19 protein-coding genes are annotated in these 23,481 nt (G+C 40.6%); 5 read left to right on the plus strand and 14 right to left on the minus strand.

What is annotated here, in order from left to right; translation table 11 throughout:
* Positions 1-89: 89 nt before the first annotated feature.
* A complete protein-coding gene (locus Q4567_RS11090) occupies positions 90-1,490 on the plus strand; it encodes a hypothetical protein (RefSeq protein WP_216049104.1) in 1,401 nt (466 codons plus the stop codon).
* Positions 1,491-1,591: 101 nt separating this feature from the next.
* Here Q4567_RS11090 and Q4567_RS11095 read toward each other — a convergent pair whose 3' ends face one another.
* The 6 genes from Q4567_RS11095 to Q4567_RS11120 form a co-directional block, all read right to left on the minus strand.
* A complete protein-coding gene (locus tag Q4567_RS11095; RefSeq protein ID WP_303500428.1) occupies positions 1,592-2,554 on the minus strand; it encodes a sensor domain-containing diguanylate cyclase in 963 nt (320 codons plus the stop codon).
* On the minus strand, positions 2,455-2,919 hold the full coding sequence (locus Q4567_RS11100; RefSeq protein WP_303500430.1) for a hypothetical protein: 465 nt from the start codon (positions 2,917-2,919) through the stop codon (positions 2,455-2,457). The genes Q4567_RS11095 and Q4567_RS11100 overlap by 100 nt, the downstream gene beginning before the upstream one ends.
* 240 nt (positions 2,920-3,159) lie before the next feature.
* Positions 3,160-4,137 carry a mechanosensitive ion channel family protein gene (locus tag Q4567_RS11105; protein WP_216049102.1) on the minus strand — a complete coding sequence of 326 codons (978 nt, stop codon included), beginning with the start codon at positions 4,135-4,137 and terminating at the stop codon, positions 3,160-3,162.
* 19 nt (positions 4,138-4,156) lie between these two features.
* Positions 4,157-4,642 (minus strand): hypothetical protein, encoded by a 486-nt coding sequence (locus tag Q4567_RS11110; protein ID WP_303500432.1) that lies wholly within the window; start codon positions 4,640-4,642, stop codon positions 4,157-4,159.
* 308 nt (positions 4,643-4,950) lie between these two features.
* A complete protein-coding gene (locus tag Q4567_RS11115) occupies positions 4,951-6,573 on the minus strand; it encodes a diacylglycerol kinase family protein (protein ID WP_303500434.1) in 1,623 nt (540 codons plus the stop codon).
* Positions 6,574-6,738: 165 nt separating this feature from the next.
* Positions 6,739-7,665, minus strand: coding sequence for a phospholipase A (locus Q4567_RS11120; protein ID WP_216049099.1), 927 nt, complete (start codon positions 7,663-7,665; stop codon positions 6,739-6,741).
* Between the two features lie 235 nt (positions 7,666-7,900).
* On the opposite strand from Q4567_RS11120, the gene Q4567_RS11125 reads away from it, so the two are divergent.
* Positions 7,901-8,929, plus strand: coding sequence for an endonuclease/exonuclease/phosphatase family protein (locus Q4567_RS11125; RefSeq protein WP_303500435.1), 1,029 nt, complete (start codon positions 7,901-7,903; stop codon positions 8,927-8,929).
* Positions 8,930-9,051: 122 nt separating this feature from the next.
* Here Q4567_RS11125 and Q4567_RS11130 read toward each other — a convergent pair whose 3' ends face one another.
* Complete coding sequence (locus tag Q4567_RS11130; RefSeq protein WP_216049097.1) at positions 9,052-9,486, minus strand: hemerythrin domain-containing protein; 435 nt, start codon at positions 9,484-9,486, stop codon at positions 9,052-9,054.
* A gap of 249 nt (positions 9,487-9,735) precedes the next feature.
* Here Q4567_RS11130 and Q4567_RS11135 point away from each other — a divergent pair, with 249 nt between their 5' ends.
* Entirely contained in the window at positions 9,736-10,146 is a 411-nt protein-coding gene (locus tag Q4567_RS11135; RefSeq protein WP_303500437.1) for a DUF2177 family protein, read from the plus strand.
* 61 nt (positions 10,147-10,207) lie between these two features.
* Here the strand turns inward: Q4567_RS11135 and Q4567_RS11140 are convergent, their stop codons facing one another.
* Entirely contained in the window at positions 10,208-11,455 is a 1,248-nt protein-coding gene (locus Q4567_RS11140; RefSeq protein WP_216049095.1) for a glutamate-5-semialdehyde dehydrogenase, read from the minus strand.
* Positions 11,452-12,555 carry a glutamate 5-kinase gene (gene proB, locus Q4567_RS11145; RefSeq protein WP_216049094.1) on the minus strand — a complete coding sequence of 368 codons (1,104 nt, stop codon included), beginning with the start codon at positions 12,553-12,555 and terminating at the stop codon, positions 11,452-11,454. Before proB ends, Q4567_RS11140 begins: the two co-directional genes overlap by 4 nt.
* Positions 12,556-12,882: 327 nt before the next feature.
* Between proB and Q4567_RS11150 the strand changes: the two genes are divergently transcribed.
* Positions 12,883-13,359, plus strand: coding sequence for a MarR family winged helix-turn-helix transcriptional regulator (locus Q4567_RS11150; protein ID WP_216049093.1), 477 nt, complete (start codon positions 12,883-12,885; stop codon positions 13,357-13,359).
* Positions 13,360-13,512: 153 nt separating this feature from the next.
* Here the strand turns inward: Q4567_RS11150 and Q4567_RS11155 are convergent, their stop codons facing one another.
* From Q4567_RS11155 to Q4567_RS11170, 4 genes are all read right to left on the minus strand, one after another.
* A complete protein-coding gene (locus Q4567_RS11155; protein ID WP_303500441.1) occupies positions 13,513-17,259 on the minus strand; it encodes a translocation/assembly module TamB domain-containing protein in 3,747 nt (1,248 codons plus the stop codon).
* Positions 17,256-19,004 (minus strand): autotransporter assembly complex family protein, encoded by a 1,749-nt coding sequence (locus Q4567_RS11160; protein WP_303500442.1) that lies wholly within the window; start codon positions 19,002-19,004, stop codon positions 17,256-17,258. Before Q4567_RS11160 ends, Q4567_RS11155 begins: the two co-directional genes overlap by 4 nt.
* A 109-nt stretch (positions 19,005-19,113) precedes the next feature.
* Entirely contained in the window at positions 19,114-20,451 is a 1,338-nt protein-coding gene (locus Q4567_RS11165; RefSeq protein WP_216049090.1) for a magnesium transporter, read from the minus strand.
* Positions 20,452-20,467: 16 nt separating this feature from the next.
* Positions 20,468-21,457, minus strand: a complete 990-nt coding sequence (locus Q4567_RS11170) for a zinc transporter ZntB (RefSeq protein ID WP_216049089.1) — start codon at positions 21,455-21,457, stop codon at positions 20,468-20,470.
* Between the two features lie 362 nt (positions 21,458-21,819).
* Here Q4567_RS11170 and Q4567_RS11175 point away from each other — a divergent pair, with 362 nt between their 5' ends.
* Positions 21,820-22,332, plus strand: coding sequence for a hypothetical protein (locus tag Q4567_RS11175; protein WP_216049088.1), 513 nt, complete (start codon positions 21,820-21,822; stop codon positions 22,330-22,332).
* A 77-nt stretch (positions 22,333-22,409) separates the two neighbouring features.
* Here the strand turns inward: Q4567_RS11175 and Q4567_RS11180 are convergent, their stop codons facing one another.
* Positions 22,410-23,240 (minus strand): mechanosensitive ion channel family protein, encoded by an 831-nt coding sequence (locus Q4567_RS11180; RefSeq protein WP_216049087.1) that lies wholly within the window; start codon positions 23,238-23,240, stop codon positions 22,410-22,412.
* Positions 23,241-23,481 lie beyond the last annotated feature (241 nt).

Consider the following 23,481-nt stretch of genomic DNA (forward strand, 5'->3'; position numbering starts at 1 on the left):
GTGGCTCTTTACGGCTTCAGAATATCAAATATTGAATAGCGAAAAATAGCTTAATGTTTATACTATTGTAATTAACAGGAGGGAATCTTATGGCGACTACAAAAAAACAAGCAGTAGTACTGGTTCATGGTATTGGTGAGCAAAGGCCAATGGAAACGGTCAGAGAATTTGTAAAATCGGTTTGGGTAAAAGACAGCAACATTGAAAATACTCGGTTTTGGAATAAACCTAGTGAGGTGTCAGGTTCTTTTGAACATCGCCGGCTTACTACAGATTATGCCACTATAAAAAATAATGCCGAGAAAAAAACCACATCTAGAGTGGATTTCTACGAATATTATTGGGCGCATCATACCGTCGGCACTACGCTGGAACATTTACGTGGTTGGGTCTTTTCGATGCTAAGACGCAAACCAAGTGATTATCCCTCGGCGTTAAAACCCATGATTTATTTATTGTGGGGCTTAATCTTTACGATTTTATTAATTTTGATTTCCATTGGCTTTTTTGAACCCACAGAAAAAGGGCAGGGAGGAGCCAGTCTGCATGGAATCTATGAAAGTTATATTAGTCCTATTTTGCTTTTTGTGCTGAGTATTGCAGTGGCTAAAATTGTCAGTTATTTGGGCGACGTCGCACGATACATTACTGCTACGCCATCGAATATTAAGGTAAGAAAAGAGATCCGTGATGGCGGTGTTAAATTGCTGGAAAGTATCGCTCAAACTGGGAAATACGATCGTATCGTTTTAGTGGGTCATAGCTTAGGTTCCATCATTGCATATGATGTTTTAACCCAATACTGGGCTCGCAAAAACAAGTTTAAAAATGCCGCGGGTGAGTCTCTTCCATTATCTGAAAACGCCTTAAAACTCATTCATGCCATGGAAGAAATGGATCATCAGCCTAAAGTTGAAGAGTACCGCAAACTCCAGTACCAGCTGTTTGAGCAACTAAAGCTAGACAGCGAAGCCCATGGTGAAGCATCTGGGATGTCGCAGTGGCTGGTGTCCGACTTGGTAACCTTGGGCAGTCCCTTAACCTATGCAGATTTTTTATTGTTCGATAATAAAATGGACTTTGTTGATAGGAAGTTAGATCGTGAATACCCAACTTCTCCGCCGGTGAAGGAAAATGAGCATTACTACTATCAAACTACAGACGCCAAGTTTTTGCATCATGGTGCCGTGTTTAGTTTGGTTCGATGGACTAATATTTATTCAAAGCCTTTCAACATTTTCTGTGGTGACCTTATATCAGGCCCAGTGAGTAGAGCTTTTTCAAATCCGCAAATTTCCAAAGATTTGGTGTCTGAAGAACAACCGGCTTCGCCTATTTTAGATATTGACGTGGAGGCTGCGTATCCTAAGCGAAATCCACGGTTATTTACGCACACAAATTATTGGCGATGGCACGACAATTTCGACCGCGATGGAGCACCAGACCACATCTTAAAACTCCGTGAAAGCCTGGGATTGGTGGATTGGTAGTGATACGGGAATAAGCAGGCAGTCGCTGTCGTTATCGCCTAATTGAGCACATGGGCTAGTTGTGACTTAATGTTGAGCATGATTTAGGATTAAAATCATGCTCATTTGTCAGCACTGTAATAATGGACTTTATTGCGGCCTTGGGTTTTAGCTCGATACATTGCTTGATCAGCATTCCTGAATAATGCCTCAATACTTTGTGCGTCAGTAGGAAATAACGCAATCCCAATACTGGCAGTACAATAAACATCTTTGCCTTGAATATTGTATGCTTCAGCCAGTGCGCTAGATAGCTTTTTACCCGCACTTTCGATGTCTTTAGGTGCAGACGTACCAATAAATACCACAATAAACTCATCGCCACCTAAGCGAGCCGCTATATCATTGTTTCTTATGCATTTTGTTATCCGTTTCGAACATTCTCTCAGCACTGTATCGCCAGCTTCATGGCCCAATGTATCGTTAACATTTTTAAAGTTATCTAGATCCAACATCGCAATAGCTAATTGTTTTTTATCACGTTGCGCGTTGGCAATAGCGCTGCTTAAATGTTCATGCAATAAATTGCGATTAGGTAAGTTTGTTAAGCTGTCATAATGTGCCTGCTGCCATATGATTTTATCCGCTTTTTGTCGTTCAATTGCAATACGTGCGAGATTAACAAATTGCTCTATGAGTTTGAATTCATCGGCTGTAGGAGTGGATATTTCACGAAAATAAATGGAAAAAGTGCCTAGTACGTTTCCTTGGTTACCAATTATCGGTTCAGACCAACAAGCCGCCAGCCCTGCTTTTTGTGCAATGTCTGCCCAAGCTTTCCAATTGGGATGGGTTGCGATATCAGAAACGACAACACGTTTACCTGTAAAAGCAGCTTCTCCGCATGATCCGACTCCTGAAGCATTAGCTAGACCGTCAATGGCTTCATTGAAAAAATCTGGCAATCTAGGCGCTGCACCTAGAGTCAGTTTTTTGCCTTCTTTGTCGAGTAATAAAATACTGCATACGGCATGTGGAATTTCATTCTCAATAGCTTGTGTAATTGCTGATAGGTTAGTAAGCACGCAACCGTTACTAAAAGGCAATTAAATAAGCTAGCGGCTATGGTTGGTAATAAATAGAAACTGGGAATGATGATTGGGAAAATCCAATATATTAATCCAGCCCCTTTAAAATAAATGCCCAACAAAATGGTAACTTGAGCAACAACCGCGAATAACCCCCTGAATAACTTAATTCTACTAGTAAACCATACGCCAAGAAAAATAGTAAAGATACCGCCAACCGCGACCAGATCCACCAGAATATGAGCGCGATCGTCAGCCAAAAGACTAATCATCAGGAAAGGGAATAATATTAGGGTTGCGGAGGCCGTAATAGCTAACAGGATTTTATCTTCTAAAGTCCGATCTTCGATTTTTAATGCCATGCTAGATTAATATCCTATTCATGAAATCACCTCTTTGCGATATTTTACAGATAAAAGATAAAAATGAACGAGTATTTAACACGATAGTGAATAACGTTAGCATAAATTCAATAGGTAGATGCTTTGAAGAATACTTTGATGGTTAAAAGCCAGCTAATTTTACTTAGCTGGCGGTAGGTCGATTTATCGATTAATCCACTGCAAAATTACATCAATCGGACTTTTAATCTTGCCCAATAATTATTCTGAATCCGGATTTGAATCCTCGGCTGACTGAGAAGCCGACTCTGAGCCTTGTTCAGGATTTTCGTTACTGTCTTTTCTGTGCCGATCGCTCAGCATTGTATTCAGTTTCTCGCCACCTTTGGCGCCAAAATCCAGAGTTCTGATTGGAAACGGGATTAAAATATCTGAGGCTTCTAAAGCTTTTTTAATTTCCACAACCGCTTTGTGTCTGGCTTGCATAAATCCCGTTTCTCCTGGATATCTAATCCAAAACCAAACCAGTAGATCAACACTACTTGCACCAAAGCCCTTAGCGAACACGTCTGTTTCTTCCTTATTTATCACAAAATCACACTGATTAATTACCTCGACTATTGCCTTAACTGCTTGTTCGGGATCATCGGCGTAGGATATGCCAACAGGAACTTCTATTCGCCGTCTTCCTGTAGCAGAATAATTAGTGAGTATGTTTCGAAACAGAATTTTGTTAGGAATGACTTCAATTTGACCGAAAAAGGTCTCAACTAAGGTGTTTCGCAGATTTATGGTTTGCACAGTACCAAATACTTTATCTGCTTCTATCACATCACCAATTTGGAACGGTTTTCTTATCCCCATGGCAATACCTGCAATTAGGTTTTCTGCCATATCTTGGAACGCAAAACCTAGCGCCAAACCTACGATTCCAGCCCCTGCCAACAATGACGTCACTGTGCCGGTCAATCCAAGGAAGTCTAAAGCTATAAAGAGTCCTGCAATTAGCACCATTACTTTAATAATGGATGCTAGTAAGTCAGCTATCTGTCTTGACTCTAAGGTTCTTCGCAGTACATTTCGAACCGCTCTACCCACAAACTTAGCGATAAGGCCAAAAACAATGGCGAGTAGTATGGCCACTACAAAATTAGGTAAATGTTTGATTCCAGATTCCAGCCACCCTTCAAGCTTGTCGTGAATTAATGTCCAAAATTTATCTATTTCAATAAGTTCCATATTCAATACTTCCCATTTTCTATGAGGTTTGGTTATCTGAAATTGAATGTGTTAGGTCCGTTAACTTTTGGTAAGTCACGATTATTTGCGCGACTACTTTTGAAATAGCGCCTTTAACATCAAGTTCACTTGTTGCGTCGATCGCGTTATTTAATTCTGCTAAATGCTGTTCTTCAACTTCAATCAAATGCTTAAGTAGGTCTGGGGGATTTAATTTGACCTGCTTGCTCAAAATATTATGGTAATAGTCTTCTATGGAAGTAGAAGTCATGGTTTCTTGTTCGGATAATTGATAGCGGTCTTGGGCAATTTCGACAAGTTCAGGTATCTGTTTGAAATAGCTTTTCGCCATGTCAAAACAGACTTGTTTAATGGCATAGTGTTTAATGTTTTGACCTATAAGGTTATAAAAATCACCACCTAATCGGCACATTTGAATTACCGCTTTGAGAAGCGTCCGGTTGGCTTCTAATCTATCTTCTTTATTATTGTTAACCACTGACATTCTGAGCTCCTTAGTGAATCTTTACCTTAAATTTAGGTGCGCATGTGTTCTTTGTTTACGCTATGTGAAAAGTATTGCTACTTACCAATCTTGTTTAATCGCTATGCTTTACTTGTTATTCAATATTTACGCCATAGTTTAACTTACTGATTTATATGTATTTATTGGCAATTCTTGATTGGTGATATATTGAGCTTGAGTAAATATTACTTACTTATGTTCGAGGGAGTTGTAAGTTTGCCGAATTCAATCAAGCAGTAAATACCTACTGCTTGATTGAAAATCGTATCGCTTGCATGGCATCCAGCCTAGTTTTTGGGTTGAGAAAAGACCTTCAAGGACTGCGGGTTCTGGGTTACTTGAATGCTATCAGCTTCTCTGTTTTCCCCATCTACTACATACTTTAGTTTGCCTTCGGATTTGACTGTTATGCGTTTAGCTGTGGTGTGCTGAATAGTTTCGTCGTCGCCACTATCAAACATGGTTCGCAGCGCTAGTTGCGCTAATTTTAAGTAATTTTCACTGGCGCTTGAGGTATTAGTAAGCCAAGTAACATCTAACAAACCGTCAGTAAAATCTGGTAGTCCTCCACCTTGTGCTAATACAGTGGTGGCTGGCGCCGCATTGGCAATGACTAAACTTCCAGTATGAATCGATTGCGGATCATTGTCGTCAATTTGGATATTTAAGTTGGCGCTGTTATTGACTTCTATGGCATCGTACAATGCCCCTAAATAAGCGAATTGACCGCTATTGTTCTTTTCATCACGATTAGCCTTTTCTATCATTTTCTGTTCAAAGCCAATGCCTACCACTAAAAGTACAAGTTCATCATTGCAAGTTGCAGTATCAATTTGCATAACATTACCGGCAATAATAGCATCGCAGGCAACTGCTACAGGCGTTACTTTCGAAGAAGGGCCATAGAGTGCGTGACCAAGCGCGTTAGCGGTTCCCATAGGCATTATGCCCAACGTTAAATCTGTGTTGACCAATTGAGTCGCAACTTCTGTCAAGGTGCCATCACCGCCGCATGCAATAATGCATTTTGCACCTTCTTTTATGGCTTGTTGAGCCATTTCTTTGCCATCTTGTTCTGGCGTTGTTTGGTATATTTGCAAATCAAAGTGAGGTGACAGGCGTTGAATAATTTCCTCTTTGCTGTCTTGCCATTTACCGCCGCCAGCAACAGGGTTGGCAACTATAGCGAGTCGATTTTTTTGAGTAAATACGCCTTGGCTGTGCAAGTCTTTTAGCTTTTTTAACTGATGTTTATTCAACCTTGCGGTGGCGCGGGTTTGATTGATTTCTTTGATGGCTTCTTCTACTGACAATTCTGGACTTTTACTTAACAAGTAAGCGGCCATAACCAATACTGAGCGACCTCTACCTAGCGCACAATGGACAACGACGGCTTTGCCGGTTTTAATATGATTGTCTATCCAGCTAATGGCTTGCATCAAATCATCTTTCGAAGGAGTTTGATGATCTAATACGGGAACATTCAGATAGTCCATATTTTCACCATGGGCAGAAACATCTAGCCCATCGAATTCAGCCGTCACATCGAGTACCGCTTTGACTTCTAAATGATTTAGCTCTGGCATATCGGAAGGAAATAAGCGGCAGGCAAGAAATAGCTTGTCACGAATTTTTTGGATTGGCGGGACGCTGTCGTTTTTACGAGCCCAAGCGTTATACAACTGCACACCAACAAAAAAGGGCACAAAAACCCACTTCACATAGAATGGGATTGAACCATCAATTTTTTTTCTAAAAATTTTAGGTGATTGGACTGAATAGGCAAAGGTGACCAAAATAAGCGAAAGGCCAATCCAGATAAACAATACTTTGAACAAAAAGCTATCAATCAGCAAGGCAAGAGCTAATGATAAAATCCCGCCCAGTCCATAGTATTTTATAATAAACATACTTCACCCTATTTCGAAAATTGAATCTACTCGACAAAGTAAAGCGAACTACGTGCCAACCTTAATGTTTTCTATCTTATTGATATATAAATAAAAATTATAGTCCTATGTGTTTAAAGGTTAAATGGGCGCAATAAATACAGGCGCTTTCGCATTTTTTACACATTACAAATATTTGAGTTGAATTCCTATACCGTAACGTTGTTGGTGACGGTTGTAGTCAATCAAAGAGTCACCATAACCGTTAAAATATTGGAATACGACATCGTACCTTTTGTTTAAAGGATAGGTGATATTCAACTCAATGCTGCCTTTATTATCTGATTTTAAATTATTTCTGACTAAAGTGAGAAAATTGAAGTTGCCGACCTTTTTTCCATATCCGATCTCAAAATGCCCGAGATAATCGGTAATGTCTGGGTTGTCATCCCCTTCTGGGCTATTTACTGTTTCTTTTTCATCTTCTGGGATCCGATACCAGGCTTTAAGGTAATACACTGAGTCTTTGTCACTAAACAATGCAGACGCATATAAACGGTTCCAGCTCCTCGATTTTAACCCGCTTTGGCCATTGGAATTATGATTTAACCCCAAGTGAACTTGATCAAATTTTATGCCTAGGAATCGATAATGGGTTTTCCAAAAATAGAATATTTCCGGTTCATAATTAGTTTCACGAAATGGTTTTGATGCCTCATCGTTATACACCTGCCAAAAAGATGTCACACTGAAACCGGCGTATATCCCAGATAAGTTGTCATCGTTAATGTGAATTGGCAGCTTCACACTGATTTGATATTTTGCTTCTAGATTATCGACGTTTTCTGAATCCAGCTCAGTTACGCCAATAGTGTTAGGATCTTTTACGTAAGTAACTGGCAAAATATAATTGGTTTTATATTGGGTTATTGCAAAGGGAATTTTTAATGCTAAGTCATCTGAGGCGTCGCGTTTTTCCGTTAAGGTTTCTTCAACCTTACTTGATTCTTCTTCCAGATCTGAATCGGTAATTACTTGCGCCACGGCAAATTGGCTAACAGTTAAACTTATCAGACTGACAAGAATCACTATCCTTTGTTTTAAACGTTCCATGGGGTTGCTGCTCGATGAAGATAAAGTAAACAGATCTTTTCATTAATTACTGACTTTTAAAAGCACAAAAGGCAACTTTTCTTTAAATATTCAGAATTCGTTAAACCAGTATTTTCGTTTTATGACAATGCTTAGTTGTTTAGCTTACTGCGGGGCTGAGAGTTTGCGGACATTAAATAGTAAATTGTTTATAATCTAATCTCCGTTTTTTATTCACAATAAGAAAAACACGATTATGCCAATCATATTCACCGTTTTGCTGATGTTCATCCCTTTAACTGCCATATCAGCTGAAAACACAATTGTTACTGCAAACTTATCAACTAATCGTTCTGTCGACTTCAAACCTGATGCTGCAGCGCAGGGGGGAAGTCATAAAGGGAATATCAACGTGCTATCTTGGAATGTGTCAGGAGATGCGTTTGTGAAGTCTCCTGAGGTACTTAAAGCACTTGTCGCTAGAGGCAAGTCGAATATTTTATTATTAGACGAAGTTTCCCCTTTAACCAATAAATCGCACTTATATAACGCTTTACCTAAAGATAGTTTGGCACAAAACACGGATTGGCATATCAATTTTGGCAGCAGTGGGGGACGGCAACGAAATGTTGTGATTAGCCGTTTTCCTCACGAAGTCTTGCCGGAATTCTCAAACATAATCCCCTATCCAAAGTCTGAAAAAAAGCGCATACACCAGCGTATGATTAATGCAGGTGATGTGAAGTACGCCAATACCTTAGATGACGGAATAGCAGTTAACGGAGTGATATTACTCGAGGGTGGAAATAGATTGTTGGTGGTTTCTGCTGATTTAGAATGTTGTGGTAGTGACCCGAGCAGTTGGGCTGAAGATAAAAGAAGAATTGAGGCAAGGGAAATACGCCGATTAATTGGAAAAGTAATTGAACGCACCCATGTGGATGGAATAATTTTAGCGGGAGATTTCAATCTGGTTAGTACAGTAATGCCTTTGCTGATACTTTCAGGGCCTTACTCTAAACCCCATTTTGGTTTGATCGCCGCAGAGTTGAAGCATTTGGATGGGAAACAAACTTGGACTTGGGATGGTCGAGGTAAAAAGTTTCCCTCTAGAGTGATGGATTTAGTAATTTACAGTCCGAATAGACTTCAGTTGGTCGGCGGTTACATATTTGATCCCGATGACATTACCGCAACGGAGAAAAAAAGTATGGGGATTCAATCGCTTACTTTTTCTAAGCTATCTGAACATCTACCAGTGATAACTCACTTTGAATGGCGATAACATTTACTAACGCATCTAAACAATAAAAAAAACCACTGCCCCCAGTAGTGTTGAAGACAGTGGCTTGCTCTAGAACTTAATCAGAGCAACAGGACCCTAAGTAGGGGAGAGGAACTAAATCGTTAATGAGGTTTTTGCATTTCCACCTGATATTTATCAGCCAGTTGGTCTTTTTGATTGGCTGACAATACCTTTCCAGCTTGCTGGAAAAATTCGTGTTCTTCTTCTTCCAAGTGATGCTCAACTAAGTGTTTAAGTTTTTTCATAGTAGCTAACCAGCCTGGTGAACTCATTTCAGTTTCGTCTAGCTTTTCAATTAGCTCATCAATTTCGTGATGCTCTGCAATTGCGTGTCTCGATTGTTCAATGGTTTGGTCAGACTTCATCAGTGGCGAATAAAAATAACGTTCTTCAGCAATTGCGTGATCTACTAATGCTTGTTTAAGTTCGCCGTAGAAATCACGACGGCTCTGTGTGTCACCAGAGGTTTCTACAAGTATTTTCATCAGTAGACGTTGTTTTTCATGGTCTCTACGAATAGCTTCAAAAATTTCCATTGGATTCTCCCTAAAGAATGTAATTTCGTTTAATTTGCGTTTCTGTGTTAGCTATTGCGAACTTGGTGCCATAACGTCAAGTTTCATCTAACTTTTTGATATTAAAAGATTAAAATATTATTTTTAGCGCGTGAAATTAAACTGAATATAGGTTGATACGGAAATTATTACAGGACAAATGTATCTTTTTCAGACTTGCGGGGTATAAAGAGTTGATGTTCAAATTCAGTAAATAGCAGGGAGTAAAATATGAAATCGTTTTTGGTCGCTTATTTAGGGGTGGCAGTTTGCTATCTGATTTTAGACGGTATATGGCTAGGACTCATTGCTAAAAATACCTATCTGGAGGCGATGCAAGGTATGTTGCGGGAGTCTTACCCGTTAATGCCTTGGATAACATTTTATCTATTGTATTGCGCTGCGGCTGTGTATTTAGTGGTTCTAAAGAACCAACATGCGCAGTGGTGGCAAGTATTCCTCGATGGTGCTGTGTTAGGGGCTGCGGCTTATGGCGCTTATAACCTCACTAATTACGCAATATTAGAAGGATGGCCTTTGGGAATCACGCTAAAAGATTGGGCTTGGGGAACCTTTGTAACTGCGGCTAGCTGTTTATCAGGATGGTTACTACTTTCTCAGTTTAGTCAAGACGCGCCTTGAGTCAAAAAAATGCGAAAGCTGACGGGCAGCTTTCGCATTGTATTGGCTATCTAAGACTTTTTTAAGCCCGAATTTGACCGTTGCCGTTAACTAAGTACTTTTCGGTGGTTAAAGACTCTAAACCCATAGGTCCGTAAGCATGCAATTTAGTTGTTGCTATACCAATCTCAGCGCCTAAGCCCAATTGACTGCCATCTGAAAACCGTGAAGAGGCGTTTACCATAACCACTGAGGCATCAACGCTGCGTTGGAAACGTTTTGCTGATACTTCGTTTTGTGTACAAATAACTTCAGTGTGATTACTGCCAAATCTTGCAATGTGATCCAGAGCATCATCCATGCTATCCACTGTTTTTATCGCAATTTCCAAATCTAAATACTCTTCTCCAAAGTCCTCATCTTGAATTACGTTACAGCGGGCTATGTGTTCAGCAGAACGTTCACAGGCATTAATTGTAACTGAGTGGCGAATCAGCACATCGCTAACGATGGGTAATATCTGTTCAGCAATGTCTTTATGAACAACCAAACCTTCAATTGCGTTACACACACCAGTACGTTGTGTTTTACCATTGATCAACAACTGAATAGCGGTTTCAAAGTCGGCGTCAGCATCAAAATACAAATGACAGACACCTTTGAAATGCTGAATGACTGGTATTTTACTGTTTTCAGTTACGTAATTTATCAGGCCTTCACCACCGCGAGGGATAACAACATCAATAAACTCACGCTGTTCTAGTAGTTCCTGCATCAATTTACGATCAGGATTAGGTACAACCGTAATGAGTTCTGCTGGTAAATCATGCTCAACCAGTACGTTTTGTAGAATTTCGGAAATCGCTTTGCTTGAGGCTAGAGCTTCCTTACCGCCGCGTAAAATAACCGCATTGCCAGATTTGAAGCACAAGGCTCCTGCATCGGCTGTTACATTCGGTCTGGCTTCGTAAATCATGCACACAACACCCAAAGGCACGCGCATTTTACTAATTTCTAAACCATTGGGACGTTGGCCCAATTCACGTTGGATACCCACAGGGTCAGCAAGATTAACGATGGTTTCGATACCCACCGCCATATCTTCTACTCGCTGAGTATTCAAAGTGAGTCGGTCCATCATGGCATCAGATAACTGGGCCTGCTTGGCGTTATCCAAATCCACTTGATTTGCTTTCAATATGTGTTGCTCACCATTTCTAAGTGCTTTTGCCATGTCTCGTAATACACGGTCTTTCTTCTCGGTATCCAATACCGCTAGTTTTCTGGCTGCCTTTGCAGCCTGTAGAGATAGGTCTCTAATTAAACTCATTGTTTCTCCAATAGTGCTATATTTTTGTCTGATATAATCGGACCCGTCTGACGCTGAAATTCGTTGGCGAAATCTTGGTCCGTTTGTTCAGCAATAAATGTCAAAAGACAACTGCTGTAGTTTGACCGAGCTTTTGCTAACCTTGTACCGTCGCCTTTGCGTACAAGAACGGTATCACCAACTGAAAAGCTACCTTTAATTTCGATGATTTCATCACTGGTTAGAGCATCATCATCGTCCAATGAAGTAATGTCGACGTCGTTGCCAACCACTACCACACCTTGCTCTTTGGATGTGTGTTTCATCCAATGCTCATGTTCTTTCATTGGTGTTTCGTGTGGCTGAAAATGAGTTCCTGGATTTTTACCTTCTAACAGCATGTTGAAGGTGATTTCGGTAAACCCGTTAACAATAAAAGTATCGATGCCGTGAGAAACTGCTTTTTCTGCCGCTTCGATTTTAGTGCGCATTCCGCCTGTGCCTGTTGCACTAGTCGTCCCACCAGCCATTTTGTAAATGTCTTCGTCAATCTTTGAAACCCAAGATAAGAGTTTTGCATCGTCATGAGTATGAGGGTTTTTGTCATAAAGACCGTCGATATCAGAACAGATGATGAGAGAATCAGCATCGGCTGCACCTGCAACCATGGCAGCAAGGTTATCATTGTCACCTACGCGCAAATTGTCGGTTGTCACAGTGTCATTCTCGTTGATGATCGGAATGATGCCGTTTTGCAATAATGAAAAAATTGTTTCGCGTATGCTCACGTAGCGTTCCCTATCTCGTAGGTCGCCGTGAGTTAGTAATATCTGTGCTGAAGGAAAGTCAAATAAACGGTCCCAAGTGGCCATCATTTCAGTTTGCCCTGCGGCAGCCATAGCTTTTTTGATGGCGATACTTTCTGTTTCACCTTGGAATAGGTGACGGCCAGCCGCTACTGAACCAGACGAAACCAATACTACTTCGATTCCTTTAGCGCGACATTTAACAATAAATTGTGCGATTCCCAATAAAAAGTGTGAGCTACACCCCTGATTTTTAGGTGCAATAAGTGCGCTTCCTACTTTAATTACGATTCGTTTCCAATTAAACGTATTCATTTTTCCTGCTTTTTAACTATTAATAATTTGATTTGAGCTAATTAATCGTATTGAATTAATTAGTATACGAACGATATTATGCCTTTTTTTGCTCAAATAAGCAACGACGGGGGCTCTGAGCGAGTTGTTATAGATGTTAATATAAAGATCTGTCTGGATAGCTATTTACCCTAATCAACCCTATGTGAATATGTATGCATTTAATGCGAATAACTAATCATTGTGAATAATATAATTAATTGTAAATTATTATATTAAAACGCTTTTTTATTGCGCTATTTCCTTTATTTGGTAGAGTTCAATGCAAATTAATAGGTAGTTACCACTATGAAAAAATACGAATCGCTTTTGGTTTCGTTGCGTAAGGTCATCCGCGCGATTGACTTGTACTCAAAAAAATTAAGTAAAGAAACAGGCTTAACTTCGCCGCAACTTATTGTCTTACAGCATATTTCGTTTAGCGATGGCGTGATGGTGAAGGATATTGCTAACAGCATAAATTTAAGCTCTGCTACTGTAACCAGTATTCTTGATCGTTTAGAGAGTAGGGGCTTTGTGATCCGTGAAAGGTCTTCTATTGATAAGCGTAAGGTAGAAATTCACCTTACCGAAGAGGGAAAAGACGCAATTAAAGAGTCTCCAACCTTGTTGCAGCAGCATTTTATTGCACGATTTGAAGCCATGGAAGAATGGGAACAATCGCAAATGCTGGCGACAATGGAGAGAATGGCTATGATGATGAATGCTGAAGATATTGATGCAGCGCCACTATTGCAAGTGGGCGGAATTCAAGCTCCTGAGTAGTTTAAAAGAGCACTTTTTACAGTGCGGCCAGTCTCTAAATTGTTTAGTGTTCTAATTGATTTTTGTGGCTCTATTTTAACCACCACACTTGATGACCCATGCCCAGCTAGATTAGAACAATCGTATGCCCGTTATCAAAATCTCAGGTTGTCATTATTCGTCATCAGAAATTGATTTCCCTCCTACGCTAAATTGATAATAAACATCCAAAGCTTGCTCTATTCCGCTAGTTGCTTCTAAAAACAATTTAGGTAATATCTGATAACGCAAGGCTACCTCAGTTGAAGAGTCAAACACATTTACGCCATAACGTAACTGCACTCCCGGTGCTATATTTCCTGATAATGAAATTTGCGTACCATCGTCGTCACTGTTGGCGCCTAAGGCTAAATCCTCGATACCTAATTTGCGGCCTAATTGGTCGACCTTATTTTCGCTTCCTTTAAGTCCTTGGCTTAGCAGTGCTGCAGCGAGAACTTGATCATTGGACGTTTGACTTTCGCTAGACATGCTTTTACCCAATAGTAAGTATGATAACGCCTCACTTTGGATCATCGTAGGAGTCGAGAATACCTCGACTGATGGTTGCTCCGCAGCACCTGATACTCGGACACCCGCAATAACATCGTCTTCGGTTTTGCTTTCGTCACGAATAGCTTCTATATCTAAGCGCGGATTGTCCAATGGACCTGAAAATAAAATATTACCTTTTTGAATGACTAAATCTTGACCGAAGGCCTTATAAGTCCCATTAACTAAATTAAGACTGCCGTTACCAGTTAACCTCTGGTTTGACTGTTTTAGCTCTAAGGAACCGCGAAGGTCGGTCTTTAAGCCGAATGCTTCCAGTTTTACATCGTCAGTTTTTTTCGGATCAATGTTGACGTTAAAAACCATATTTAGGTCACGAGTTACGGTTTTTTCCTCAACAGGTTGATTGACTATAATGGTATCGTCAGAGGGTGATTGCGCATTGGCCGGTAAGTCTTTAACTTTAATGCGGGCATAAAAGACATCTGTACTGCCGGACACATTGATTGCCTCTTTCGTCATTTCTACCTGTAAGTTGGGAGAAAAGCGGGTTCTGACTAAATCGCGATACTCCAATTCAAATGTATCTCCTTTAAGGCTGAAATCACCGATTAACTCTTCCGTCCAATCTAATGTCCCAGCACTGCTACCTTTGCCATTACCAAACATAAAGTCACCTTTGAGTTTGGCACTCTGGCCGGCAAATTCCATATCTTGGTTCCAGTCTGAAACCCGCCCAGGTATTTCTTCTCCAGCAAAGTTGAAGTTTTTGAGTTGTAATTTGCCGTCTAGAAGTGGGGTTTTTAAATCGCCAGATAGTGCTAAGTTGCCATTCACAGTTCCTGATAGTTCTGTTAATTGGGGGATCAGTTCTTGATATGGCTTAGCTAAAATATCTTTTAGTTTTAACTCCCCCTGTAAGTTGCGCTTTTGTTCGAGGTCGGTGATGGTTAAATCTAAATCAATTGCGCCAGAGCTCTGTGTTTGAAAGTCAAAATGGGAAATGACTTGTTGCCCATCCACAGACATATCAAACGCGAGTTTTTGCATATCTACAGGCTTTTTTAAGCCCTTTATTTTTACAGATGTAGGTGAAAAATGTCCTGCAACTTTGGCAACAGGTAGGGAATCTGCCTGCCATTTGCCTTTTGCGGTGAAAAAGAATTGAGTATCAGTGGATATGTTCTGCAACTGCGGAACAAACTGACTGATTATTTGTAATAGTTCCAGTTGATTGCCATGTATATCGAATTCTGCAATTTGGTTTTTAAAGGAGGCTTGATTAACACATAGTTCGGCCTGTTGGTCGTTCCAACAATGTGCATCTATTTGGTAGTGCTGGTTCTGCCAATCAGCTAAAAGTTGGGTGTTTTGCTGATCTAGAGAATATGCACCCCATTGGCTGCTGAAGTTACCAGTTATCCACTGGCCAACCCATTTTGTTTCTTCAAGATGACCTTCGATTGTGGAATCTATCTGAAATGCTTGGCTATCGACTTTGGTAATCAGTTTATGTTGCTTTGCGTCACCGGCTAGTTCGAATTGAATCGTATTGATAGGTTCTTGATTAATCACCAGCTGTTCAAGGTTGGTGCGAATATCAAAGCGTTTATTTTCATCCCAATTTACACTTCCTTTTGAGCTTAAGCTGTGCAATGAAATTGTTTGATAGTTAACTTGCGATGCTGTTAATTCATATTCAACTTTCGGTTCAGTTAAAGTACCTGAAATATTGGCGCTTAGTCCTGTGCTTCCGTCCAAATCCGGATACAGTTGAGTTAACTCTTTGCCAATAAAGTCTAATTTTGCTGCAAGAGTATTTTGACTGTCGAGTTTTCCTTTGACGGTGAGCGTGTTTTCACCATTGGCCAAACTTAAACTCGGAATGTCTAACCCCGAGTTTTTATCATAGGAAGCGTTACCAGCTGCTTTGAGCGGATAACCTAACCAATTCCCATCGGCACTCAGCTTGTCTATTTTGGCTTGCAATACGTCTGAACCGAACACGCCACTATGCATAAGGCTTGCGTTAATACTGCCCTCTAAATCCGACCAGAATAACCCAGGTTGAATCTGTTCAACTAGAGCTTTACCTTGCCAGCGGGCTACATCGGTTAACACAACTACGCCGGAGGTGTGAATATTTCCCCCAAGAGTATTGATTTGAGCCTTAGTCAGTTGAATTTTTTGGTTGTTACCACTTGCTGCAACCTGCACCTGACTGGTGGGAATTCCGGTAGCAGATAGGCTAGTTTGCAAATCGAGCTGATAGTTCTCCATATCGCCCACTAAACTAAGATTTCCTGACGAAATATGTATCGGTTGTTCTGCAGGCAAGGTCACTGGTTGCCAGTTTATTTTAAGATTTATTGGTAGCTTAGGTGAGTCTAATGTAGCGCTTCCTTGTGCTGTAGCATTAATGTCCCCAGTTATTTGGGTGTCGAATTCTAAGGCTTTTAAATCACCATTGGCGTTAGCCTGGAGCACTAGTTGATTCTGGTTGTTGTCGGTGGTTTGCGCCTTACTAGAAAGGGCCAACAGATAATCTTTGCTTAGCGCTAAATCGACTTGCACATTGATCAATTCATGTTCCAATTCGAACTGTTCAATAGTAAGACTGCTGTCCTCAATAATTACTCCGGTTGATAAACGGTTGAATGCAAAAATTTCCTCATCTACTTGCATAATACGGGCATTGCGAATAACTATCTTTTTGCCATTAATATCAATGGGAATCATCAATGGTGGTAACTCAACGGGTTGGTATTGCCAGTTAGATATTTGCCCAATATTAATCGTGGGTTGTTGATCTGTAGCAGCTTGCTCAGGCGGTTCCTTATTGGCTAAAACGATCTTTGGCTGGCGTATTTCCAATGATTCTATATTCAATACCTTGTGCATGTTTAGGTTGGCCAATAACGACTGCCAGGATATTTTGGCGACGTTTTCAATCTCTACTGAGAGATTATTGAGTTGGATGTTCGGTGCAATTACAGCCACGGGTAAGCTGATTTTTTGCAAGGCTTCTTGTGTCTCAGTTGGCTCAGACTCGCCCACAGTAATTGTGGTTTTGCCTAAGTAAAGTTCGCTCAAGCAGACTTGCATTAATAAGCTACATGACCAATCAATATTGGTTTTTAAATTGCTGGCATCAATATCTATAGTGCTAGATTGGAATTTGATTTTTTGAAACTCAAGCGTCCCTAGTAAACCACCTGATTTGTGCCTAATGTTCAGGCCATCAACGGAACTGTTGGCGATGGCTATGACGCTTGAGGTTCCCCATGGCGTGAATAAAAAGCCGATTAGACAAATTAAAATGATTAGTATGTATGCGGTCCATTTCCCCGTGCGCTTTAACCACATCATATAGAAGGCCCCATCGCTAAATGAAAACGTACTGAATTACCGTAATCACCATGTCCACTGGCAAGATAAAAGCGAATTGGACCTACCGGAGACATCCAACTTGCGCCGACACCTAGACTGTAGGCTAATTTTTCTAAAGGCTTGTTGCTTGCGCCCCCCACATCCGTGAATATTGCCGCTCGCCATTCATCTGAAACCGGGTAGCTGTATTCGATACTTGCCACATTCAAGTATTTTGCTCCAAGTAGCTCACCATCTTCACCATCATCATCGATTTGCCTAGGCGCAAGTGATTGATAGGCGAATCCTCTGACACTTTGGTCGCCACCGGTAAAATAGCGTAAATCTGATGGTACTTGGTCAAAGTCATTGGTTGATAGAGCGCCGACTTCGGCACGCATTAAGAACCGATGTTCCCCAATACTTCGTAACCACTTGGTTTGAAATGTCACTCTGGCCAAGTTGATATCTGAAACAACAGCGTCGCTTGCTGTTTCAATAGTTACCAACTGCAAATCCCCCCAATTCACATCTAAACCGCCTCTACTGCGATGACGGGATAGGGTGAAACCTGGAATTAATAGCGTGGTAGTTTGCAAAGGTGTTTCTGCTTGTTGGAAGCGAGATTGCTCTAAACGGACGAACGCAATTTTATTCCACTCATTATCTTCACCAGTCCAATGTCGCTGTAAAGCCAGTGAAATCGTGTCACTGTTAGTATCATTATCATATAGCGACTTCACACCAAGTTGGGCTGATACATAGTTATTTAACGGATCTTCAATGGGAATTTTATATTTCACACTAGCCGTTTGTTTGGGCTCAGAAACATATATATTTGCGCTCATACTGTGCCCATCGCTATTTACCCATGGTCGCTGCCAACCCAATGTAACCCTAGGACCTGTATCCGTAGCGCCGCCTACTCCTACATTAAAAATATCTCTGGGACGACTTACTGCGACAACTTCAATTGGAATCTGATGTTGCTCAGCTTCGCCCAATAATGGACGGGCAACAACTTGCTGAAAGTACTCAGTTTGCCCCAAGCTTTGGTTAAATTCGCCTAGCTTAGACGCGAGATAGGGGTCACCCTCTTTAAATGGGAGAACTTGCATAATAAGTTCAGAGGCTCTTTGATCCTCAGGTATCTTTAATTTACCAAATTGATAACGTGGACCTGTCTGGTATTCGAGACGGATTTGCGCGCTGTTTTGTTCTACATCCACCTTTATTTCACTAATAATAAATTTACTATCAAAAAAGCCTCGGTTTAACGCAACGGAATCGAATCTAGACTTGGCAGATTTATATTTACCATGAATTAATGGCTCCCCTTTTTTGATTGGAAACTTATTGATAATACTTTTGAATCCTTCGTCTTCTTTACCATCACCAGTAACTATGACATTTAGTTGAGTAATTTTTACTTGTGGACCTGTTTCAAGTTTTAACTTGAGTGAGCTACATTTCTCGCTGGAATTGTAAGCAATCGAATCGATGGAGAGATTGTAATAGCCAAATGCGCGGCCAGCTTCAGTGACTTTGTTTTCAATGGTTATTTGCTCATCTACAGATAAATTGCAATCCGCTGGAGCTGAGAGCGTGCTTAGGTGTGCCGCAATATTGGTTTCCAAATCGCTATCATCAACGCCCTCTAAAGACACATCAATAGCAACAGCTTGGCGACAAGCCAAAACAAGCAAGAAGCTTAAAAACCAAGCATTTTTTAATTTCTTAAACACTAAATAAATAACCCTACTGATTAGACCCACATACTCGAAAACGGTTTTATATCACTGCAAAAATTATGATTAAGCAAAAACCATGACAACTTAATTAGATAGTGCGTGATTAGAGTAAGAAGAGTGCTCCTAAACCAAGAAAAGACACAAATCCGACAATGTCAGTGACAGTGGTCAAAATCACTGAGCCAGACAATGCAGGATCTAACTTTAGCTTATCTAACAGCACAGGAACCCCTACGCCAGCCAGAGCAGCGGCACATATATTGACTAAAATTGCACAACCTATTACCAGCCCTAACATTCCACTACCAAACCAATATGACGCGACAGTGGCAATGACTATTGCCCAAATAACCCCATTTAAGCCGCCGACTTTTAGTTCTTTGATCAACAACGCCTTCAGGTTTGCAGCATTTACTTGCTTAAGTGCTAATCCACGAATAATCAAAGTTAAAGTTTGACTACCTGCGATTCCACCCATACTTGCTACTACTGGCATTAAGACCGCAAGTGCCACTACTTGTTGCAAAGTGGCTTCAAATAAACCAATAAACCATGACGCCAAGAAGGCCGTAAGTAAATTAATGCCTAGCCACAATGCCCGATTTTTAGCGCTCTTTTTAACCGAAGAAAAAAGATCCTCATCTTCATCCATACCTGCGCCGGCCATTAATTGGCGCTCATATGATTCATTTAATAATTCACATGCTGAACCAATATCGACCCGCCCTAGAAACTTAAAGTTTTCATCTACCAATGGCAGGCTGGTAAAACCCGAACGTTGAACGCTAAGTGCGGCGCTATTACAATCATCACTGGCTTTAACAATGGTAATATCATCCTCGGCTATATCTGCCAGGGGAGTGTGCTCTGGAGTCGAGTAAATTTTGAAAAGCTTCACCGCTTCAGAATATTGCCCGGCTCTGTTTACCAAATAAATACAATCTGCATAATCAGGAATTTCTCTGCGTAAAAATCGTTTCGCATCGCTGACCTTTGCAGACAAGGGTAAAATCAAGTTTTCTGGGTTGCGCCAATGGCCTATTTGCTCTTCTGAATATTGATTTGCACCTTCGTATAATTGTCTTTGCTTCTTATCCATCGCCTCTAACGCGAGATCCAATAATCGGCTATGCAAAGAATCTGATAGCTCTAGTAGGGATTCAGCATCAACGTCGGTGAATAGTGCTTCTAATTCTTCATCAGGAGTGGCCGCGAGTAAGGTTTCCCTTGGATCGCCACGCATTTCTACCAATACATCGAGTTGCTTATGTCGGGGCAAAGCATGCCACGCGCTAATGCGTTGCTCCAGCGGCAGAGACTCCAATAGCAGTGCTATATCAGCCTCATCTTGAACTGCTATTTTACTATGTATTATCTCGCTATCGGATTCATCATCGAGATTGACGGCTTCGTGGATTAAATCGGAAATTTGATCTGCCATTTTACTTCACCTTAATTTATAACCATTTTTTCCACAGCATGGCTGCCAACATAATTATTGCGACTATCACCATTGACGACGCTAAATAATTAAACGCTTCTGGATTCTCAGTACCTGGTAACCCCGCTACATTCATACCAAATATCCCAGTTAAAAATGACAGCGGAAGAAAAATCGCAGTCACTAGGGATAAAACATACATACGCATTCCTTGCTGCTCAGCGATGCGGTTACGAAGCTCATCTTGCAGTACCATTGAACGTTCTTTAGCTAAATCGAGATCCTCAACATAGCGAGTCATGCGATCGGTCAAATCTCTTAGTTCATAGGCTTGCTCTTGACTAAAGAATTTAGCCATTCTGTATAAGTTGTCTAATGCGTCACGTTGTGGCGCTAGATAACGTCTGACGGCCGCTGATTTTCTGCGCACCATGCTCAGTGCATAACGGTCAGAACTTTCGAGTCCACCTTCCGCTTCAAATGCTGACAGCTCTTCGTCTAGCGCTTCAACGACCTCACTAATTCGACTGGCGATTTTACCTATGAGCAATAAAATAAAGTCAGCAGTATCGGTTGGCGCGTCGCCACTTTCAATCATACTCTTGGTATCTTGGACTGAATATAATATGCGGTCTCTGCGACGAGCCGTAACAACATGATGATCATTAAACCAAATGCGCAGTGACACCATGTCTTCTAATTCGGAATCTGGGTTGTAATTTATGCCACGTAGATAAATCAAAATACCATTGTCTTGTAACAACGCTCTTGGACGAGTTTCTAATGCAGACAATGAGTCACATATCACATCAGATAAGCCTAGCCCTTTCATGGTATCCCATGCGTCAAGGGTGTCAGCTTGGAGATGAACCCAGTTGTAACCAGCGCTGATCTCTGGCGTGAATATATCGGCAGTTTTCCCATCACTACTAACCCCTTTTTCATCAACAAATAGTGACCAAATGAGACTCGTTTGTGATGAATCAAGTTGACTGTGGTTAGACATCTTTATTTCTCCTTTTACAGCTTCTTCGCTACAACGTGATAGTGCCCACAATACAAACGTCCATTTGTGAGAAGGCTGTTTCAACCTTGTGCAGAATAAATATTTGTCGACATTAAATCGAACATGCTTTCTGCTTATCTACATCTACCTAGGTGATAAATAGTGGAGTTCAATAGGTTAATTATAGTCGCGCGATCATCTTCTATTAGGCATATAATAACAATATATTTTGTGGCTTTAGATGCAGTCTTACGAGACTATTTGATTGTGGATTAGGAATGCGCAATAAAATCGCCTAAAACAGCAAACAAAATTAACTTTTACTGTGCTCAAACAGAATAAAATAGGTTTAAGGAAAAGTCGTGAAATTAAGGTTGCTTGTGATACTGGGACTAATGATGTTTCTAACCTCGTTCAAAAGTTCCGCGTTTGTTTTTACCATTTCAGAAAAACAACTAAATGCAGTGCTTTTGCTGAGTTTCCCCATTGTTCGCGAATATCAGGGCGTGGAAGCAACGTTTTATGATCCTAGTGTAAAATTAGACGCACTGGACAAAACCGTCGATATCACTACCACAATAAAAGGCTTACAGGATGGTAAATTGTTTATTGCCCGTGGCACCATCGAGGGCCAGTTTGACTATGATCCGTTAAATCGACACCTCAGAATCGAAAAACCCATTCTCAAAGATTTCAAAATGATTGAAAATCAACTCGAAGATAGTGAGCATGCTGTGCGAACTATTAAACAAACTATTGGACGTAATTTACCAGAGATTATGCTGGTGGACTTCAATCAACTTAAAATGGGCTTTGGTGAGATAGCTCCAAAAGATGTTGATATTACCCCGCAGGGATTAGCTATTACTTTTTAATCGCACAATCTGTGCAGTATTGACTGAATCAGATTGTTGCCTATAACGTCATATCGCGACGAATTTAGGCTCTTCAATTAACTGCTTGAAGGTTGAATTTTATTAAATTCAATAAACCATAATTCCATAAACTCTTGCATGATCTTTTGTTCGATTTCTATCGCTCTTTCTGTGGGACAAAAAATAGTACAGCGAATTTCAGTGTGACCTACATTGTTGGTGGACACTTCAATGACAGGTTCTGGCCCAGGTATTTTAACATCTAGTCTTCGCTCAATTATTTGATTGTAACGGGTTGCCACTTCGTAGAAATCTGCGCATTGTTGCTGAGCTTTTTCTCGCAAATTTTCAATGATTAAGTAAGGGTTAATGTCTTCATCACGGGTAATGGTAAAGTGATGAGTAACATAGCGCTTTAAGAAGTTTAGGTTTTTGATAGGGCTGCTAATCAACCTATTGTTCGGTACAAACAAGGTTTTACCTGAGTATTGATAACGATCGATGTCCACTTCCAACATAGTGGTTTTAACCCAGTCGATGGCTGATACTTCACCAGCGAAACCGTCAACTTGAATCCAATCGCCAATCCTAAACGGACGCGTAGACATCACGTAAAAGAATCCAATAATACACTGAATAAATTCTCTCGTTGCAATCACAATTGCCACAGCAAATGCAGCGATGGAAAGAGCAAAATTTTGAATTTCATTTATCCAAAAGCTGAGTAGTAATACGATCAAAATGAAATTCAGTAAGTTTTTAATATTACTTACTAAATAGCGTTTATCTTGACGCTTTTTCTTGGCCCTAGAGCGCACTAAGCTAACTAACAGGTATTTGAGAGAAATCAACACAATGGCAACCGCCAAAGTGGAAATTAAACGATGTTGGTAAATCAATTCGATCATATTGAGAATGAATTATCCTTGGTTTATGCAGTTTTACGGTTTGCAGGCGTACCGAAATTATAACTGCTAGGCTACATGACACTGCGGATTAGTACAAAACGTTTATTTATTGCACCTTCAAAGAGGAAAAATAGACATTCAAATTTAGAATGTTTTTATGCCTTTTAGAGACTATTCTTTTAATTCGTCAAAGGGGTGTTTAAATCACGCCATCAGCCCATTAAAAGTGCTTTGTAGTTTA

It is taken from the genome of Aliiglaciecola sp. 2_MG-2023, assembly GCF_030548145.1.
In the GTDB taxonomy this organism is placed as follows: domain Bacteria; phylum Pseudomonadota; class Gammaproteobacteria; order Enterobacterales; family Alteromonadaceae; genus Aliiglaciecola; species Aliiglaciecola lipolytica_A.